This is a genomic window from Micromonospora sp. USAFONa4, from assembly GCF_057197825.1.
Genome location: NZ_CM170072.1, coordinates 1,957,817 through 1,973,353, shown reverse-complemented (window position 1 = coordinate 1,973,353; position 15,537 = coordinate 1,957,817). Strand labels below are relative to the sequence as shown.

General features: G+C 73.3%; 17 protein-coding genes. 13 read left to right on the top strand and 4 right to left on the bottom strand.

Features of this window, described 5'->3' with window-relative positions:
- The first annotated feature begins 128 nt into the window (after window positions 1-128).
- The 3 genes from AC0OO9_RS08145 to AC0OO9_RS08135 are packed head-to-tail and all read left to right on the top strand — an operon-like array spanning window position 129 to window position 2,085.
- The gene (locus AC0OO9_RS08145) at window positions 129-536 is read left to right on the top strand and encodes a RidA family protein (RefSeq protein WP_484517885.1); all 408 of its coding nucleotides are present in this window, start codon (window positions 129-131) and stop codon (window positions 534-536) included.
- Window positions 533-1,057 carry a 3-hydroxyanthranilate 3,4-dioxygenase gene (locus AC0OO9_RS08140; RefSeq protein ID WP_132239299.1) on the top strand — a complete coding sequence of 175 codons (525 nt, stop codon included), beginning with the start codon at window positions 533-535 and terminating at the stop codon, window positions 1,055-1,057. Before AC0OO9_RS08145 ends, AC0OO9_RS08140 begins: the two co-directional genes overlap by 4 nt.
- Window positions 1,057-2,085, top strand: a complete 1,029-nt coding sequence (locus tag AC0OO9_RS08135; RefSeq protein WP_484516687.1) for an amidohydrolase family protein — start codon at window positions 1,057-1,059, stop codon at window positions 2,083-2,085. Before AC0OO9_RS08140 ends, AC0OO9_RS08135 begins: the two co-directional genes overlap by 1 nt.
- Window positions 2,086-2,190: 105 nt before the next feature.
- On the opposite strand, the gene AC0OO9_RS08130 is transcribed toward AC0OO9_RS08135, so the two are convergent.
- Complete coding sequence (locus AC0OO9_RS08130; protein WP_484516686.1) at window positions 2,191-3,129, bottom strand: poly(ethylene terephthalate) hydrolase family protein; 939 nt, start codon at window positions 3,127-3,129, stop codon at window positions 2,191-2,193.
- 213 nt (window positions 3,130-3,342) lie between these two features.
- Here AC0OO9_RS08130 and AC0OO9_RS08125 point away from each other — a divergent pair, with 213 nt between their 5' ends.
- From AC0OO9_RS08125 to AC0OO9_RS08115, 3 genes are read left to right on the top strand one after another with little or no spacing between them, the layout of a single operon-like run.
- Window positions 3,343-4,806, top strand: coding sequence for an amidase (locus AC0OO9_RS08125; protein WP_484516685.1), 1,464 nt, complete (start codon window positions 3,343-3,345; stop codon window positions 4,804-4,806).
- A 55-nt stretch (window positions 4,807-4,861) separates the two neighbouring features.
- Window positions 4,862-5,167: an aa3-type cytochrome oxidase subunit CtaJ gene (gene ctaJ, locus AC0OO9_RS08120; protein WP_449560154.1), complete on the top strand. Its 306-nt coding sequence runs from the start codon at window positions 4,862-4,864 to the stop codon at window positions 5,165-5,167.
- Window positions 5,154-5,561, top strand: a complete 408-nt coding sequence (locus AC0OO9_RS08115; protein ID WP_132239293.1) for a DUF5130 family protein — start codon at window positions 5,154-5,156, stop codon at window positions 5,559-5,561. The genes ctaJ and AC0OO9_RS08115 overlap by 14 nt, the downstream gene beginning before the upstream one ends.
- A gap of 79 nt (window positions 5,562-5,640) precedes the next feature.
- On the opposite strand, the gene pepN is transcribed toward AC0OO9_RS08115, so the two are convergent.
- Window positions 5,641-8,193: an aminopeptidase N gene (gene pepN, locus AC0OO9_RS08110; protein ID WP_484516683.1), complete on the bottom strand. Its 2,553-nt coding sequence runs from the start codon at window positions 8,191-8,193 to the stop codon at window positions 5,641-5,643.
- 213 nt (window positions 8,194-8,406) lie between these two features.
- Between pepN and AC0OO9_RS08105 the strand changes: the two genes are divergently transcribed.
- The 4 genes from AC0OO9_RS08105 to AC0OO9_RS08090 all read left to right on the top strand — a co-directional run bounded on the left by AC0OO9_RS08105 (window position 8,407) and on the right by AC0OO9_RS08090 (window position 11,417).
- Window positions 8,407-9,030 carry a mycothiol-dependent nitroreductase Rv2466c family protein gene (locus AC0OO9_RS08105; protein ID WP_484516682.1) on the top strand — a complete coding sequence of 208 codons (624 nt, stop codon included), beginning with the start codon at window positions 8,407-8,409 and terminating at the stop codon, window positions 9,028-9,030.
- A 200-nt stretch (window positions 9,031-9,230) separates the two neighbouring features.
- Window positions 9,231-9,584, top strand: coding sequence for a hypothetical protein (locus AC0OO9_RS08100; protein WP_484516680.1), 354 nt, complete (start codon window positions 9,231-9,233; stop codon window positions 9,582-9,584).
- A 92-nt stretch (window positions 9,585-9,676) separates the two neighbouring features.
- On the top strand, window positions 9,677-10,876 hold the full coding sequence (locus tag AC0OO9_RS08095) for a DUF1015 family protein (RefSeq protein ID WP_311414406.1): 1,200 nt from the start codon (window positions 9,677-9,679) through the stop codon (window positions 10,874-10,876).
- Window positions 10,877-10,949: 73 nt separating this feature from the next.
- A complete protein-coding gene (locus AC0OO9_RS08090) occupies window positions 10,950-11,417 on the top strand; it encodes a ribose-5-phosphate isomerase (RefSeq protein WP_151457188.1) in 468 nt (155 codons plus the stop codon).
- 40 nt (window positions 11,418-11,457) lie between these two features.
- Here the strand turns inward: AC0OO9_RS08090 and AC0OO9_RS08085 are convergent, their stop codons facing one another.
- Window positions 11,458-11,778 carry a hypothetical protein gene (locus tag AC0OO9_RS08085; protein ID WP_484516678.1) on the bottom strand — a complete coding sequence of 107 codons (321 nt, stop codon included), beginning with the start codon at window positions 11,776-11,778 and terminating at the stop codon, window positions 11,458-11,460.
- A 351-nt stretch (window positions 11,779-12,129) separates the two neighbouring features.
- Here AC0OO9_RS08085 and AC0OO9_RS08080 point away from each other — a divergent pair, with 351 nt between their 5' ends.
- The gene (locus tag AC0OO9_RS08080) at window positions 12,130-12,675 is read left to right on the top strand and encodes a hypothetical protein (protein WP_151457190.1); all 546 of its coding nucleotides are present in this window, start codon (window positions 12,130-12,132) and stop codon (window positions 12,673-12,675) included.
- A gap of 145 nt (window positions 12,676-12,820) precedes the next feature.
- Here AC0OO9_RS08080 and AC0OO9_RS08075 read toward each other — a convergent pair whose 3' ends face one another.
- Entirely contained in the window at window positions 12,821-13,087 is a 267-nt protein-coding gene (locus AC0OO9_RS08075; RefSeq protein ID WP_132239277.1) for a hypothetical protein, read from the bottom strand.
- 194 nt (window positions 13,088-13,281) lie between these two features.
- Between AC0OO9_RS08075 and AC0OO9_RS08070 the strand changes: the two genes are divergently transcribed.
- Window positions 13,282-14,079: a S1 family peptidase gene (locus tag AC0OO9_RS08070; RefSeq protein WP_484516675.1), complete on the top strand. Its 798-nt coding sequence runs from the start codon at window positions 13,282-13,284 to the stop codon at window positions 14,077-14,079.
- A gap of 382 nt (window positions 14,080-14,461) precedes the next feature.
- Entirely contained in the window at window positions 14,462-15,337 is an 876-nt protein-coding gene (locus AC0OO9_RS08065) for an FG-GAP repeat domain-containing protein (protein ID WP_484517884.1), read from the top strand.
- Window positions 15,338-15,537: the final 200 nt, after the last annotated feature.

Sequence of the window (15,537 nt, the reverse complement as noted above, 5' to 3'; positions counted from 1 at the left end):
CGCCCACGAGCCAGGACACGGGCGCGAGCCAGGACACGACCACGAACCAGGGCACGGCCGCGAACCAGGGCGCGACAGTCGGTCCCAGCACGAGCGCCGGCCACGGCACGGGCGCACAGGCGCATGTCGTGGCCGGCAAGGCCGTACCCCGGGGCGCGTTTCCGCACGTGAAGGTCGCCGGCGGGTTCGTCTTCGTCTCCGGCACCTCCAGCCGCCGCCCCGACAACACCTTCGCCGGCGTGCAGGTCGACGAGCTGGGCACCACCAACCTCGACATCCGCGTGCAGACCAGGGCCGTCATCGACAACATCCAAGATCTGTTGAAGACAGTCGGCGCCGACCTGAACGACCTCGTGCAGGTCACCACCTACCTCGTCAACATGAACGACTTCGGCGGCTACAACCAGGTCTGGGCCGAGTACTTCGACGCCACCGGACCCACCCGCACCACCGTCGCCGTGCACCAACTACCCCACCCGCACCTGCTCATCGAGATCCAGGCAGTGGCCCTTCTTCCGTCAGGAGGTCAGTCGTGAGTGAGATCGCGGAGCCGTTCAGCTTCCCCGGTTGGATCGCGGAGAACCAGCACCTGCTCAAGCCGCCGGTCGGCAACAAGGAGATGTTCCCGGGCGGGGACGACTTCATCGTGATGGTGGTGGGCGGACCCAACCAGCGCACCGACTTCCACGTCGACCCGTACGAGGAGTTCTTCTACCAGGTCAAGGGCAACATGCACGTCAATCTGATGACCCCGGAGGGGCCGCGTACGGTGCACGTGCGCGAGGGCCAGATGTGGATGCTGCCGCGCAACACCCCGCACTCGCCGCAGCGGCCCGAGGCCGGCTCGATCGGCGTGGTCGTGGAGCGGGTCCGCGAGGAGGGCACGCTGGAGAAGTTCCAGTGGTACTGCGCCGAGTGCGGGCACAAGGTGCACGAGGTGGAGTTGCAGGTTCGCGACATCGCCGCCGACCTGCCCCCGGTGTTCCAGGCGTTCTACGCCGACGAGGCCGCCCGCACCTGCGGGAACTGCGGCGCGCTGCACCCGGGCAAGGGCTGATGCCTGCCGGGTCCGGGCCGGCGCGGCCCCCGGTGGTCGACGTGCACACGCACGTCGTACCGAAGGGGTGGCCGGACCTCGGCGCGGCGTGCGGCGGGTCCGGTTGGCCCTGGCTGCGGGTCGACTCCGAGCGGGCGGCCATGATCATGGTGGGGGAGATGGAGTTCCGCCCGGTCGGGGCGGAGTGCTGGGACGCACCGACCCGCCTCGGCGACATGGACGCCGACGGCGTGGACGTGCAGGTCGTGTCGCCCACCCCGGTCTTCTTCAGCTACGACCGGCCCGCCGACCAGGCGGTGAAGGTGGCCCGGATCTTCAACGACCGCACCCTGGAGGTCACCGCCGCCGGTGGCGACCGGCTGGTGCCGTTCTGCCAGGTGCCGTTGCAGGACCCGGAGGCGGCCTGCGCCGAGTTGGACCGCTGCCTCGCGGCCGGGCACGCCGGGGTGGAGATCGGCAACCACGTCGGCGACCGCGACCTGGACGACGCCGGGATCGTGGAGTTCCTGACGCACTGCGCCGAGGTGGGCGCGCCGGTCTTCGTGCACCCGTGGGACATGCCGGGCGGCCCCCGGCTGGACCGGTGGATGGCCCGCTGGCTCGCCGGGATGCCCGCCGAGACGCACCTGTCGGTGCTGGCGCTGATCCTCGGCGGCGTCTTCGACCGGGTGCCCGACACGCTGCGGATCTGCTTCGCGCACGGCGGCGGCAGCTTCCCGTTCTGGCTGGGCCGCGCCGACAACGCCTGGCACCGCCGTGGCGACCTGGTACGTGGCGCCTCCACCGCCCCGCCCAGCTCGTACGTCGACCGGTTCTGCGTCGACTCGGTGGTCTTCTCCACGCCCGCGCTGCGGCTGCTGGTCGACACGATGGGCGCCGAACGGGTGCTCGTCGGCAGCGACTACCCGTACCCGCTGGGGGAGCGGCCGGTCGGCCGGGTGGTGCGCGAGGCGGACTTCCTCACCGGCGAGCAGCGCGACCTGCTGCTCGGCGGCAACGCGCTGCGCTTCCTCGGCACCCGCTCCTGAGCCGCGCCCGGGCGGCGCGGTCCCCCAGGGCCCCGCGCCGCCCGGCGGGTGGAATCCGGAGCCGTCGCGGCCCCCAGTGCGCGCGACGGCTCCGGAGCATGGGGTTCAGGAGTGCGGGCAGGTGTCCCGGTACTCCTCGATCGCCGAGCCCCGCGGGGCCGGGCAGAGGAACTGCTCGTAGCGGGTGTCGTCGTCGACGAACCGCTTGAGCCAGGAGATGCTGTACTTCGCCACCGTCACGTTCGACGACGTGGGCGCGGAGTGGCTCGCCGCGTTCAGCTCCAGGTACGCCTTGTCCAGAGTGGCCGGCAGGCTGGTGTAGAACGGCTCCGAGTGCGACGAGACCGGGGCCACGGTGTCGTTCTCGGCCCCGATGACCAGGGTCGGTACGCGCACCGACGACCAGCTCTTCTGGGTGTGCCAGCCGGTCAGCGGGATCGCCGCCTGCAACGCGGGCCGGGTGCTGGCCGCCGACAGGCTGCCTCCGCCGCCCATCGAGTGACCCATCACGGCGAGCCGGTTCCGGTCGATCCGGGTGCGGACGGTGCTGGTGTTGGTCAGGTAGTCCAGAGCGGCCAGCAACTGGGTGCCCCGGCTGGCCGGCTGGTCGTACACGGACAGGGTGTCGATGGTGATGACGACGAAGCCCTGCGAGGCCAGGCGGGGGCCGAGCCACGCGACGGACGTCTGGCGCGCGGTGAAGCCGGGGGAGATGGCGACCGCGCCGAAGGTGCCCTCGGCGGTGCTCGTCGGGTAGTAGATCGTCCCGCCGCCGAAGCCGCTGACGCTGCTGGCACCCACTGTGGTCTGTGCGGTGGCGAACGGGCCCCGGGTGGCCTCGATGCTGGCCACGGTGGGCGCGGGGCCGCGCTCGTAGGGGTTGGCGGCGAGCGGCGCGGCCGTAGGCAGGTCCCGGGCGCCGGCGGGTGCGGCGGGGGCGGCGGCCAGGCTCGCGCCGACCAGGGCGAGGGCCAGCAGCGGACGGGTGGCGCGCGAGGACCAGCGGCGGCGGGGGACGGGGTGCAGAGCGGGTAGAGGTTGCACGACGACGCTCCCTGCGGGGGTGGGGGTCGGTGGCGGCGTTGCGGGGGACCACCGGGTGGACTGTGATCGCCATCGATCGGGTCCATCCTGCGTGCCGGGTGCCGGGGGCCGGTCATCCCGATGTGGTCATGTCCGGGGGGATATGGCGCTCGTCGCACCGCCGGCCGGCCGTGTCGTACGGCACAGTGGCGGCCGGGCGGGCAGGATGAGGGGATGGCCGAGCCGCACGACCTGACCGCGCTGGAGCAGGCCGCCGCGATCGCCGGCGGCGAGCTGTCCAGCGTCGAACTGGTCGAGCACCACCTGACCCGGGTCGACGCGCTCGGCGACACCGTCGGCGCGTTCGTCACGGTCACCGGCGAGCGGGCCCGCGCGGCGGCCCGCGCCGCCGACGCCGTCCCCGCCGACGAGCGCGGCCCGTTGCACGGCGTACCGACCGCGATCAAGGACCTGACCCTCACCGCCGGGGTGCGCACCACCTTCGGCTCGGCGGCGTTCGCCGACTTCGTGCCGCCCGTGGACGCCGACGTGGTCCGGTTCATGGCGGAGGCCGGGCTGGTGAGCCTGGGCAAGACCACCACCTCCGAGCTGGGCTGTTCGCTCTACTCGGAGGGGCTGGTCGCGCCGCCGGCCCGTAACCCGTGGGACCTGGCGTACACCGCCGGCGGCTCCAGCGGAGGGGCGGCGGCGGCCGTCGCGGCCGGGCTGGTGCCGGTCGCCCAGGGCTCCGACGGCGGCGGCTCGCTGCGCATCCCGGCGTCGCTGTGCGGCCTGGTCGGCTACAAGCCGAGCCGAGGGCTGGTCTCCGGTGGGCCGGTCGGCTCCGGCGCCTTCGGCCTGCCCACCAACGGCCCGATCGGGCGTACGGTCGCCGACGTGGCGGCGCTGCTCGACGTGCTGGCCCGGCCGGTGCCCGGCGAGCCCTACCTGGCGCCCGTCCCGCCCCCGGGCGGCTGGCTCGGCGCGGCCCGCGCGGCCGACCCGGGGCGGCTGCGCGTCGGGCGGTTCACCGCCCCGATGCTCGCCGACGAGCCGGTGCACCCCGACTGCCTCGCGGCCGTGGACCGGGCGGCGGCGCTGCTCACCGCCGCCGGCCACGAGGTGGTCGAGGTCCCCGCGCCCCTCGGGCCCGCCGTGTGGCCGCTGTTCGAGATCGTCTGGTACGTGCTCGCGCTCGCGCCCGTGCCGCACGGGCGGGAGAGCGCGCTGCTGCCGCTGACCCGCCACCTGCGGGCCCGGGGCGCGGAGATCTCCGCCGGCACCCTCACCGCCACGCTCGGCGAACTCCAGGCGCAGGTACGCCTCGGGGTGCGCCGCACCGCCGGCTGCGACCTGCTGCTCTGCCCGACCCTCGCCGCGCCGCAGGCGCCGCTGGGGTGGTTCGCCGAGGGGGGCGACCCGGCCGAGGACTTCGACCGGCAGCGCCGGTTCTCGCCGTACTGCGCCGTGTTCAACGTCACGGGTGATCCGTCCGTGTCCCTGCCGGTGGGCGTCACCGCCGAGGGGCTGCCCGTGGGGGTCCTGCTGACCGGCCGGTACGGCGACGACGCGAGGTTGATCGCCACGGCTGCGCAACTGGAGCACTCCAGTGGCGGATGGGATCGCCACCCCGCAATCTGGCGGGCCGTGGGCTCCGCTAACGTGAATGGCAGCGGTGTCGGGAGGTCGGCGCCATGATCGTCCACCCGACCCGGATCCTTGAGGTCTCTTCTTCCGCCTGGGGGCGTTGGGATTGTCTGTAACCGAGACGTTGCTGGTCTTCGTCGGCATCCCGGCGGCCGCGGTGCTGGTGATCGCCGGTCTGGCGTACGCCGGTAGCCGTGGCGGCGGCGGTGGCGGCGCCAAGCGCTACCGGCCGGGCCGGTCCTTCGACTTCACTCCGGTCTGGTTCCTGGGCCGGCCGGAGCAGCTGGCCGACTCGGCCGGCACCGCCCTGGCAGCGGGCGCGCAGGCGCCGGCGCTGACCAGCCGCAAGCAGGAGCAGGCCGGCATCGAGGCGCCGGCCGGTGGAACCGGAGGCGCAAGTGACCGTTGGTGAGAAGCAGGCCGGGACGGGGAATCCGCCCGAGGTGCTGGACGGGCCGTTCTCGACCCGCCAGCTGCTGCGCATCGACGAGGCCCTGCGCCTGGCCGACCAGGGCACCGGCCTGGTCTTCTCGGTCTTCGTCGGCGGCCTCGACGAGCCGATCCGGGAGCACGCGGAGCGGCTGCACCGCCAGCTCGCCGAGCCCGACCGGTCGGTCCTGATCGCGGTGTCGCCCAACCAGCGGCAGCTGGAGATCGTCACCGGCCGGCACGCCCGCAAGCGCATCCCGGACACCTACGCCCGGCTCGCCGCGCTGTCGATGGTGGCGGCGTTCGGCGGCGGCGACCTGGCCGGCGGCATCATCAACGGCCTCGACCAGCTCGCCAGCCACGCCGGCAAGGGCTGACCGACCCGAGCCCCACCCGACATCCAACGGTGAAGCCCGGTCCGCACCGCGGACCGGGCTTCACCGTGTCGGGCGTACGTCAGGCGCTGCGGGCGTCCCGCTCGCGGGCCCGCAGGGCGCGGACGACGCCGTCGCGGCCCTCGCCCACCAGCCGGCGCAGCGGGGCCGAGTGGCCGTCGCCGGCCAGCCACGCGTCGGTGGCCGCCACGGTCTCGTCGTCCACCAGGTACGCCGGGTACGCCAGCTGCGCGAACTCCTGCGCCGGCTCGCTGTCCCGGCTGCCCCAGACCTGGTCCACCGTGGCGAAGTACGCGTCGCGGTAGGGCACCGTCAGCTCGACCTGCGCCGGGTGGATGAGGCCCTGCAACAGCGCCCGGTTGCGCCAGTTCGGCAGCGACTCCGGGCCGGTCAGCTCGGCCCACACGGCGGCCTTGTTCTCCGCCGTCGGCACCAGCGCGTGCGCGTACGCGGCCTCGCGCTCGCCACTGGCCGTGCGGTCCCCGGCCAGCTCGGCCTCGATCTCGGCGGGACCGGCCGCGCCGTTGGCGACCAGCGCCCCCAGCACGGCCCACCGCAGCTCGGTGTCGATGGACAGGCCCGCCGGAACGTCGCTGCCGGCCAGCCAGCCCCGCAGGGTGGCCAGGTCCTCGGCCGAGCGGGCCGCCGTGGCGTACGCGCGGGCCCAGGTCAGCTGGAAGCCGCTGCCCGGCTCTGCCGCCGCCAGCGTCGTCCGCGCGGTGCGGGCCAGCTCCGCCCAGCCGGTCGGCGCCCAGGCCGGGTCGGCGTAGAACGTGAGCGCCGTCTTGGCCTGGCGCAGGGCGGCGTTGACCAGGTTGATGTCGGTCTCGGCGGGCAGCCCCGCCAGCACCAGCGCCACGTAGTCGCGGGCGGCCAACTCGGCGTCGCGGGTCATGTCCCAGGCGGCGGTCCAGCACAGCGCGCGGGCCAGCGACGACTCGAAGCCGGCGATGTGCTGCACCACGGTGGCCATCGACCGCTCGTCGAGGCGCAGCTTGGTGTAGGTGAGGTCGTCGTCGTTGAGCAGCAGCACGTCGGCGGCGGGCACGCCGCGCAGCGCGGTCAGCTCGGTCCGCTCGCCGGCGACGTCGATCTCGTGCCGCTCGCGGCGGACCAGCCGGCCGTCGGTCAGGTCGTAGAGGCCCACCCCGATCCGGTGCGTACGCAGCGTCGGGTGCGCGGTGGGCGCCTCCTGGAGCACGACCACCTGCTCGTAGGTGCCGTCCGCGCCGATCGTCAGCTCCGGCCGCAGGGTGTTGACCTGCGCCGTCTCCAGCCACTGGGCGGCGAACTTGCGCAGCTCCCGGCCGGAGGCCGTCTCCAGCTCGGAGAGCAGGTCGTCGAAGGTGGCGTTGCCCCAGGCGTGCTTGGCGAAGTAGGCCCGCAGGCCGGCCAGGAACGGCTCCTCACCGACGTACGCGACGAGCTGCTTGAGCACGCTCGCGCCCTTGGCGTAGGTGATGCCGTCGAAGTTGACCTCGACCGCCTCCAGATCCGGCATCTCGCAGTAGACCGGGTGGGTGGAGGAGAGCTGGTCCTGCCGGTAGCCCCAGTTCTTGCGGATGGACAGGAACGTCGTCCAGGCCTCGGTGAAGCGGGTGGCGTGGGTGTTGCACCAGTGGCTGGCCCACTCGGCGAACGACTCGTTGAGCCACAGGTCGTTCCACCAGCGCATGGTGACCAGGTCACCGAACCACATGTGCGCCAGCTCGTGCAGGATCGTGTTGGCCCGCTGCTCGTACTCGTAGTCGGTCACCTGCGAGCGGAAGAGGTAGTGCGACTCGGCGTGCGTGACGCAGCCGAAGTTCTCCATGGCGCCGGCGTTGAAGTCGGGCACCCACAGCTGGTCGTACTTGGGCAGCGGGTAGCGCACGCCGAACTGCTCGTGGAAGAAGTCGAAGCCCTGCTTGGTGACCAGGAAGAGGTCGTCCGAGTCGAGGTGCGGCGCCATCGAGGCCCGGCAGAACGCGCCCAGGTCGATGCCGTCGTGGCTGTCCCGCACCTCGTGGTACGGCCCGGCGCAGAGGGCGGTGATGTAGGTGCTCATCCGCACCGAGGTGGTGAGGTGGACGGTCTTCAGCCCCTCGCCGGCCGCCTCCTCCCGCTCCACCGGCATGTTCGAGACCACCTTCCAGTGGTCCGGGACGGTGGCGTGCCAGGTGTAGACGCTCTTCAGGTCGGGCTGGTCGAAGCAGGCGAAGACCCGCTGGGCGTCGGCCGTCTCGAACTGGCTGTAGAGGTAGGTCTCGCCGTCGACCGGGTCGACGGTGCGGTGCAGGCCCTGCCCGCTGTTCGAGTACGCGAAGTCCGCCTCGACGACGAGCGTGTTCTCGCTGTCCAGTCCCGACAGGGTCAGGCCCTTCTCGGCCGACCAGTCGCCCAGGTCCACCGGGGCCCCGTTCAGCGTCGCGGACCGCACCGAGTCGGCGGCCAGCTCGATGAAGGTGCTCGCGCCGGGCTCCGCGCACCGGAACCGCACCTCGGTCCTCGAACGGAAGGTGCGAGCCTCGGCTGCCGCCCGTACGGCGGACGAGAGGTCCAGACTGATGTCGTATCCGGTCACGTCGAGCAGGCGGGCCCGCTCGGTGGCCTCGACCTGCGTCAGGTTGCGCACTCCCGGCACTTTTCGTCTCCATCCCGTTTCGCCGCACGCCTTGGTGGCGCCGTCATCGACCGCTCGTGACGGCCGGATTCGAGTCTTCCATGCACGAACACCCTGTGGTGGGCGAGGTCACGCTCTCATTCCGCTGTCGGTCGATACCCGCTGGGGTGAAGATCGCAGGAGGCGCCGGGAGGCCGGCGCACCCCGTTTTCGAAGGGACCAGCCGTGAGCGAGCGTGCCGCCGTAGACATGTTCTTCGACCCCCTCTGCCCGTGGGCGTGGATCACCTCCCGTTGGCTGCTGGAGGTGGAGCAGGTCCGGGACGTGGACGTCCGGTTCCGTGTGATGAGCCTCTCGGTGCTCAACGAGGGCCGGGACCTGCCGGAGCAGTACCAGGAGCTGATGCGGACCGGCTGGGGCCCGGTGCGGGTCTGCATCGCCGTCGAGCAGCGGTACGGCCAGGACGCCGTCCGGAAGCTCTACACCGCGCTCGGCACCCGGATCCACCTCGGGCAGGAGAAGCTCACGCGGGAGCTGTTCGTCGCCGCGCTGACCGACGTCGGGCTCGACCCGGCGCTGGCCGACGTGGCCGAGGGCACCGCCCACGACGAGGCGCTGCGGGCCAGCCACGAGGCCGGCATGCGTCCGGTCGGCACCGACGTCGGCACCCCGGTGATCCACGCGCCCGGCCCGGACGGCGGCACGGTCGCCTTCTTCGGCCCGGTGGTCACCCCGGCGCCGAAGGGGGAGGCCGCCGGCCGGCTCTGGGACGGCGTCCTGCTGGTCGCCGGCACCCCGGGCTTCTACGAGCTGAAGCGCTCCCGCGACCAGGACCCCATCTTCGACTGACCCGCTCCTTCGTCCGGCCCCACCGTGGGCACCTCCCGGACCGATCAGGGGTTCGCGTCGTGAACCCCCTGGTCGGCGGCGGGCGACGCGGGGCCCGGGGGCGGGCGGGGGCGTCACCGGGGCGGCGGCGGGATCGTTGGCCCGGGTGTCCGCCGCAGCGACCCGCAGGGCCGCACCCGCAGCTCGTGGAGGCAGTTCCGATGGCCAAGCACCGTGTGCCCGGTGACGACCCGTCGACCCGGGAGGGGGTGACCGAGCGCCCGGACGCGGCGTACTGGTCGGTCGACGACTCCCGCTGGCCGGCGGTCCGTCCCGACCTTCCCGCCCACATGGTGGACCTGCTCGCTCCGCCGATCGTGGTCGGCGTCGCCCGCGTGCCGGCCACCTCCCGGCTCACCCCGCCGACCGAGCACCGGCCGGTACCGGCCGCGCCGGGCGGGACCCGGCGGATCGTGCCCGCGGGGCCGGGCGTGCCGGGCCGGCGACCGGCGGGCGGCCCCACGCCGGGCGGCCGGCACCGCAGGGCTGCGGGACAGTCCGACCGCACCGCCTGAATCCGGCGCCCGCCCCGGTAGCTCTTTCATCTGGTGGACCCCGCGCGGGTCCCGCGCCGGCGGGACCCGCGTCGCCGGTAGCGTCTCCGCACATGACGGTCGTGCATCCGATCGCCCGGGCCTGGATCACCACTGGCGGCACCGGCGCGCAGAACTACGACGAGTTCGCCGACGACGCGGAGATCACCGCGATCATCGAGGCGAACCCGCACAGTGCCCTCGGCATCGAAATGCCGCACCGGGCGCCGGAGAGCCTGGGCAGGTCCTTCCTCGACGCCCTGCCGGACGCGGTGACCCGGCTCGCCGAGGCCAAGGCCGACGGCAGCTACACGCCGGCCGAGCAGGTCGTGGTCCTCTACCGCATCAGCGCGCCGGGGGAGGAGAACGCGTACGGGCTCTTCGCCATGGTGGACACCGACCAGATCTCCACCCGCGCCGACGAGCCCGGCCTGGTCATCCGCAACGAGGACGTCTTCATCGCGAAGGTGCGGGAGCGGGTGGCGCTCGCCGAGGCGCTGGGGCACCTGCTGTCGCCCGTACTCCTGCTCCAGACCGGGCGCGGCGACGAGCTGCACGCCGCCCTCGCGGCGGCGACCGACGCGGCCGGCGCGCCGGCGGCGACCGACACCGACCAGGCCGGGCGCACCCACGCCATCTGGCTGCTCGGGCCGGGCCCGCGCCAGGACGAGCTGACCGCCCTGGCGGGCGGCGGGGAGCTGGTCGTGGCAGACGGCAACCACCGCAGCCTGGCCGCGCAGACCGGCGGGCTGCCGCGCTTCCTGTCGGTCATCACGACCCCGGCGTCGGTGGCGATCCAGCCCTACAACCGGCTGGTGAGCGAGCTGACCACCACCGCCGACGACCTGCTCGGCCGGCTCCGCGCCGCCGGCGCGGAGATCAGCCCGATCGACGGCCCGGTCGAGGTCCCGGCGGCCGGCGGCACCGTGCACCTCCGCCTCGCCGGCCGGGGGTACGCGGTCACCCTGCCGCACGTCGGCGAGAACCGGCTGGAGAACCTGGACCACGCCCTGGTCGAGCGGCTGCTGCTGCGCGACGCGCTCGGGCTCGACCCGGGCGACAAGCGGATCACCTACGTCGGCGGCGACTATCCGGCGAGCTGGCTGACCGGCGAGGTCGACGCGGGCCGGGCCGAGCTGGCGGTGCTGGTCGCCCCGGTGACGGTGGACGACTTCGTCGCGGTCAACCTGGCGCGGGAGAAGATGCCGCGCAAGAGCACCTGGTTCACCCCGAAGGCCCGCGGCGGCCTGGTGGTCGCCGAGCTGTCCCGCTGACCCCTGTGACGAATCCGCCTCCGGGACGCCGCCCGCGCGTCGTCCCGGAGGCGCGCCTGACAGACTGCGCGGTATGCGCGTCTACCTGGGATCCGACCACGCCGGTTTCGAGTTGAAGGTGCACCTGGTCAACCACCTGACCAAGGAGGGGCACGACGTGGTCGACGTCGGCCCGCACGCCTTCGACCCGGACGACGACTACCCGGCCTTCTGCCTGCACACCGGTGACCGGGTGGTGGCTGACGAGGGCAGCCTCGGGGTGGTCATCGGCGGCTCGGGCAACGGCGAGCAGATCGCCGCGAACAAGGTGGCCGGCGTCCGGGCGGCCCTCGCCTGGAGCATCGACACCGCCCAGCTGGCCCGCGAGCACAACGACGCGAACATCGTCGCGGTCGGCGCCCGCCAGCACACGCTGGACGAGGCCACCGCCATCGTCGAGGCGTTCCTGACGACCCCGTTCTCGGGCAACGAGCGGCACGCCCGCCGGATCGCCCAGGTGGCCGACTACGAGAGCACCCGCCAGCTCCCCACGCTGCCCTGACCGCCGTGTCCCTGCCCGGCGGTTTCCGCCAGGGTCGGGGTCAGCGGCGGGGGAGGTCCTCGCGGGGCGTCCAGTTGCGGCGGATGATCACCACGCGTTCCTCGGCCGCGGCCAGGTCCTCGTCCGTGGGGCGGGAGGCGTCGCGGGCCCGCATCGCGGCGGTCACGCTCACCTGGGAGGAGCCGGGGCCGACGAGACCACGCAGGCCGCGGTCGCCCTCGTCACCCGGGCCGCCCCGGCGGGCACGCGGCGGCTCGGGGCCGTCGTGCACCCCGGCGGTCGCCGCGTTGGGGCCCCCGGTCGCGCCCGCGTCACCGCTCGGGTGCCGTACCCGGCGTCGGCGTCGCTCCGTGTCACCCATCAGCCGACCGTACCGCCCCGGCCCGATCGGCGCTGGCTCGCGCGTCCGGCGCTGGCTCGCGGGTCTGTCCCTGCTCGCGGGTCCGGTGCCGGCTTGCGTATCCGGCGCTGGCTCGGGGCGTCGGTTCGCGGGTCCGTGTCGGTTCGCGGGTCCGGGGCGTGGCGCGCGGAGTGGTCGGTGACCTCGGTCACGGCGATCCGGCCGTTGGCGCACGGCGGGTCGGCCGGCCCCCGCCGTGGCCGGCGGATCTGGGCCCGCGCCCGGGTGCGGCCTCGGCGACCGGTTTGCGGGCTGGCTACCCTCGGAACGGACGGCGGCCGGTGGTTGCCGTCGGTCCAGGGGAGGGACGAGATGGTCGACCAGACGCAGCCGTGGGCCGAGCGGACCGTCGAGGTGCCGCCGCAGCCCGGTGCCGGGGTGCCGCCGCAGCGCGACGCGTACCAGCGGGGGGTGGCCTCGGTCGGGCAGTCCCGTACGACGCGCACCGAGCCGTTCCCCGTCGTCGAGCACGAGCCGACGGGCACCGGGTGGCCGGACGCGCCGGCCCCGCGCCGGCCGCTGAGCTGGCACGTCGAGCAGTTGAAGCGCGGCGGCGAGTGGAGTGCGGCCGGCGCGCTCTTCGCCTTCGTCTGCTGGGGGATCTGGGCCATCTCGGGCGGCGGGAACCTGGGCGGCCCGTTCCTGATCTTCCTGCTGAGCCTGCTGGTGGCCGTCGGCCTCTTCGCGTTGGCCCGGCTGCTCGGCAGGGTGGTGCTGGAGCGGCAGTTGGGTCGGGTGCGGCGCAGCGCGCGCGGGGCGCACCTGGTGACGGCGGTCTTCCTGGCCGGTCTCGGGATCGCCTACCTCCAGCAGACCGAGTGGGTCGTGTCGGCCTGGAACTGGATCAGCAACAACTGACCGTACGCCCGGGCGGGCCGGCCTGCGCCGCCCGCCCGCGCGCCCGGTCGCGGCGTCTCGCGACCTCCGGTCGTTCCACCAGGTCGCCGGCTGCTTACCCGGCCGGCCGCGGTTCATCCGCGCCCGGCCGGAGCTGATCCGCAGCTCAGTGCTTCCCGCCGTGGCCCTCCGAGTCGGCCTTCGGGGAGGCCACCCGGGCCGCCGGGTCCTCGACGCCGGGCTCCCCGCCGTCCGGCGCCACCATTCCGTCGTAGTTGTAGACCGTGCCGTCCTCGCCGTGCTGCTTCGTGGTCCGGACGTAGCGGTGCATCATGCCGTCGATCTCCACCTCGAGCAGGGCGTCGCCGCCCGTGTCGATGGTGCTGCCGTCCCGGGGTCCGCCAACGAGGTGTGCCTTCGTGTTCGTGTCCATGTCCCAGGCCGTACCCGGGCGGTCCCGGCGCAAAACGGGCGATGCGCGTCCGGCACGCCGAATCCTGGTCGGCTGCGGTATGACCGACGCGGGATGTGTCGGGGCATTGCCATGCATCGATAGATATCCATAGGCTCCCGCCATCGGTTTCCGGCGCGCCGCCTCGGCCCGCCGCGAGGGTTCGGGAGGCTTCCATGGTCCGTTGGCGCACACTCGTCGGCCGGTTGGCCGCCGCGTTGGTGGCGGTCACCGCCGGCTCGTTCGTCCTGGCTGTTCCGGCCTCCGCCAAGCCCGGGCCCGAGGTGACCCCGTACGTCGTGGGCGGAACGCTGGCCGCGCAGGGCGAGTTCCCCTTCATGGTCCGGCTCTCCATGGGCTGCGGCGGTTCCCTCTACAGCCCGCGCCTGGTGCTGACCGCCGCGCACTGCGTCGGCGGGACCGGCACGAACACCAGCATCACCGCCACCCTCGGCGTCGTGGACCTCCAGTCGTCGAGCCGGATCCAGGTGCGCTCGAACTACGTCTACCGGGCGCCCGGCTACAACGGCAACGGCAAGGACTGGGCCCTGATCCGGCTGGCCACGCCGGTCACCACGCTCCCGACGCTGAACATCGCCACCAGCACCGCGTACGACAACGGCACCTTCACGGTCGCCGGCTGGGGTGCCGCCCGCGAGGGCGGCGCGCAGCAGCGCTACCTGCGCAAGGCCAGCGTGCCGTTCGTCAGCGACGCGACCTGCAACTCCTACTACGGCGGCCAGATCATCGCGAACGAGGAGATCTGCGCCGGCTACGCCAGCGGCGGCATCGACACCTGCCAGGGAGACTCGGGTGGCCCGATGTTCCGGCGCGACGCGAGCAACGCCTGGATCCAGGTCGGCATCGTGAGCTGGGGCAACGGCTGCGCCCGGCCCTCCTACCCCGGCGTCTACACCCAGGTGAGCACCTTCGCCCCGGCGATCGCCTCGGCGGCGGCGAGCCTCGGCGGCTGACCCGGAGCCAACCCTCGGGGCCCGGCCGGCTAGTCCGGCCGGGCCCCCGCGCGTGCTCCGACTGGCCCTGACCGTGCGCCCGCCCGACGGCTCCGCGCGGCGGGCCGCTCGGGCCGCGGCCTCGACTACAAGTGACAGAAAGCGAGGTGGCGAAAGTCGCGTGCTCCCCTTCTTCGGCCGGCCCCCTGATGCCCGTGATCGGCGATGGGGCATGGATCGGCGCCGATAGTCGTAGGTCGCTTTGCCGTATGTCGATCCCGCCTGTCGACCGTCGTCTTGCGGGTGGTGAGGGGTGCGGGTAGGGGTTACTGCCCCCAGCCCCTGTTCGTAATGATCGGACTGTCGTGTTTCGGGGCGTACGGGGAGGTAGTTCGTGGCACGCATGGGCGGGAATGGTCACTGCCGTTCGTTCAACGGGAACGGGAGGCTGGACATCATGGCCCGTGACGACGACACGGGTGAACTGCTGGTCTTCCCGCACAGCGGCAGCTTCCGGGGTAGCGAGACATACGACGAGCCCGTGCTGATCAGCACCGGCTTCCACCCGTACCGCCACCACGGAATGGTTCGTCCGATCGACGTCAACGGCAACGGCTACGCCGACGTCATCGGCGTCAGCATGAGACACATGAACGAAACGCACGGGATCTTCCTCTATCCGAACAGGGGTGGGCTGAACGGTCTCGACACGCTCGGCGAGCCGATCCGCATCTCCGGCGCCCGCGACGACAAGAAGTGGGAGACCCTCGGCATCGCCGACGTGGACCTGGACGGCTGTGACGACATGTTCGGCCGCGAGCAGGACGCGGGCCACGTCGACGCGTTCTTCAACAAGCGCCAGGTCACGCAGAACGAGACGTACGACCGCACCGCGCACCGCCTGGTGACGATCGACGTCGAGGACTTCCCGCTGGCGATGGCCGACGTCACCGGCACCGGCCGGCCCGACCTGCTGGTCCGCCGCGCCAACGGCGACCTCGACCTGTACGAGTTCGCACACGACACCTCCGGCGAGGGCCCCTGGTGGCGGGGCGAGGGCCAGTGGTTCACGCTCGGCAAGGGCTGGCAGGAGTTCGCGCACATCACGGTGACCGACATCGACCTCGACGGCCGGCCGGACCTGCTGGCCGTACGCGCCGACGGCACGCTCGTCGTGCACCTGCACAACGGCAAGTTCGACGCGGAGCGGCCCTCGGCCACGTTCTCCGCGCCGGAGGTGCTCGCGACGGGTTGGCAGAAGTACTCGGTGGTGAGCTGACGTAGGCCGCCCGCTGGAGGCCGGCCGGCCCGGTGACGCCGGCTTCTGCCCGGTGGAGGCCCTCTTCGATGTGCGACGCGCGGACGGGGGTCCAGACCGCCCCGACGAGGTGACGGCGGCCGGGTCCCGCGCCCGCCCGGCTGCCGGCCACGCGGCGACACCACCGGTCCGGCCCGGGCGACATCCCGCACGTGCGGACG